The sequence below is a fragment of the Rhizobacter sp. genome (assembly GCF_035702065.1).
Classification (GTDB): Bacteria; Pseudomonadota; Gammaproteobacteria; order Burkholderiales; family Burkholderiaceae_C; genus Rhizobacter.
In genome coordinates this window covers 1-2233 of record NZ_DASSRA010000261.1, presented here as the reverse complement: position 1 = coordinate 2233, position 2233 = coordinate 1, and the positions used below count along the sequence as shown (strand labels likewise).

The 2233-nt window shown below is 69.4% G+C and carries 2 protein-coding genes; both read right to left on the bottom strand.

All coding sequences use genetic code 11. From position 1 onward, the window contains the following. On the bottom strand, positions 1 to 1225 hold a 1225-nt coding region (locus VFL64_RS12030; RefSeq protein WP_489540615.1), incomplete at its 3' end, for a 5'-3' exonuclease H3TH domain-containing protein. A gap of 43 nt (positions 1226 to 1268) precedes the next feature. Next, positions 1269 to 2233: substrate-binding domain-containing protein (locus VFL64_RS12025; RefSeq protein ID WP_489540614.1), on the bottom strand; the 965-nt coding region annotated here is incomplete at its 5' end.

The window sequence follows — 2233 nt, the reverse complement described above, 5'->3', positions numbered from 1 at the left end:
CATCGGGGTTCTCCAGCCAGGGCTTGAGACGGGCCAGCACCGTCTCCACCGGCAGCTGGTCGGGCGCCCCCGCGTAACTGTGCCGCAGCGGAATGTAGGCCGCCTCGCCCGGGCTCACACTGAGCGAGAAGCCGACGATCTGCGCCACCATGCCGTCGAGCGAATCGGTCTCGGTGTCGAAGGCGGTGAGCGGCGCCGATTCGGCCTTGTCGGCCCACAGCTCCAACTCTTCGGGCGTGAGCACCGTGGTGTAGCTGCGGTTGATGGCGGTCGCCGCGGGCATGGGCGCAGGGTTGTCGAGCATGGCCGGTGGCGGCGCAGCGGCAGTCGAGCCCATGGACTCTTCGAGCTCGCGCTTCATGGTCTTGAAGCCGTAGCGGTTGTAGAAGGCGAGCAGCGCCTCCTTGTCGACCGGCTTCAAGCTCAGTGCCTCGAACGACGGCCAGCCCGGCACGTGCCCGGCCAGGTCGCAATCGGTCTTCACGGTGACGAGCTTGCGGCCCGTGGGCAGCCAGTCGAGCGCCTTGCGCAGGTTCTCGCCGGCCACGCCCTTGACCTTGTCGGCCGCCGCGATCACGCCGTCGAGCGAGCCGTATTCCGCGATCCACTTGGCGGCGGTCTTCGGGCCGACCTTCTCCACGCCTGGCACGTTGTCGACCGCATCGCCCATCAGCGTGAGGTAGTCGACGATGCGCTCGGGCGGCACGCCGAACTTCTCGGCCACGCCGGCCACGTCGAGCCGCTCGTTGCTCATCGTGTTCATGAGCGTCACGTGTTCATTCACGAGCTGGGCCAGATCCTTGTCGCCGGTGGAGATCACCACCTTCTGCCCGGCCTTCGCGGCCAGCTCCGACAAGGTGCCGATCACGTCGTCGGCCTCCACGCCGGGCACCGTGAGCACCGGCCAGCCAAGCAGCGCCACCACCTCGTGGATGGGCTCGATCTGCTGCACCAGCGGCTCGGGCATGGGCGAGCGCTGGGCCTTGTACTCGGGGTACCAGTCGTCGCGGAAGGTCTTGCCCTTGGCGTCGAACACGCACACGGCGTGCGAGGGCTTCACGTCCTGAATGGCCTTCTTCATCATCGCCACCATGCCGTGCAGGGCGCCGGTGGGCACACCTTCGGGCCCGCGCAGGTCGGGCAGCGCGTGGTAGGCGCGGTAGAGGTAGCTGGAACCATCGACCAGCAGCAGCGGGCCGGCGTCTTGAGGGGTGGCGTCGTTCATGGCGGCGATTGTCGGGGAAGCGCCGGGGCCGCGCCGCCTCACCCTATGCGGCGGGAGGATGCGGGCCGGCCACCACCGAATCGCGCCAGACGATCTCGGGCGCGAAGTCCCGCTCCACCGGCAACGCCAGCCCGTAGCACTGGTTGAGCAGGAAGCGGCAGGCACTGGCCGCCGTGTCGGCGATCGGTACGCGCACCGTGCTCAGGGCGGGTGCGGTGAAGCCCGACAACTCGCTGTCGTCAAAGCCCAGCACCGACATCTCGGCGGGCACCGCCACGCCGTGCCGGCTCAGGCACGAGAGCGCGGCCATCGCCATCACGTCGTTGGCGCAGAAGAGCGCGGTGTAGTCGCGCGGCCCGCGGGCCAGCAGCGTCTCGGTGGCGGCATGGCCGCCTTCGAAGCTGAAGTCGGCGTCGACCCGGCGCCGCTTGGGCACGCGCACCTTGTGACGCGCCAGCTCGTCGAGGAAGCCGGCCATGCGCTGCTCGTTGTCGGGTGCGCTGTGCGGGCCGCTGATGAAGGCGATCTCGCGGTGGCCCGTGCGCAGCAGCGCCTGCGCAGCCAGCCGTCCGCCGGCCTCGTGGTCGGTGCTGAAGCAGTGCGCGGGCTGCGCCGCCATGCTGCGGTTGATCAGCACGAGCGACGGGTGGGTCTTGAACAGCGCGGCAAAGTCGGCGTCGCTCAGGTCGTTGCTCATGGCCAGCACGCCATCGCATTCGCGTTCGTAGAGGAAGCGGATGCCGTCGAGCGCCTGCTGGCGTGCATCGCCGTGGCCGCAGCCGTTGGCGGCCACCATGTGGCGGTCGACCGCACGCAGCTCGGCATCGACCGTCTGCAGGATGGGCCCGTAGAAGGTGCCGGCAAACTCGGGCAGGTAGATGCCGATCATGCCGAGCGTCTTCGACGACAGCGCCCGTGCCACGTTGGACGGCCTGAACTGCAAGGCCGCCACCGCTTCGTTGACCTTGGCCAGCGCCCGCTCCGAGACCGGCCCCCGCCCTGAGATGG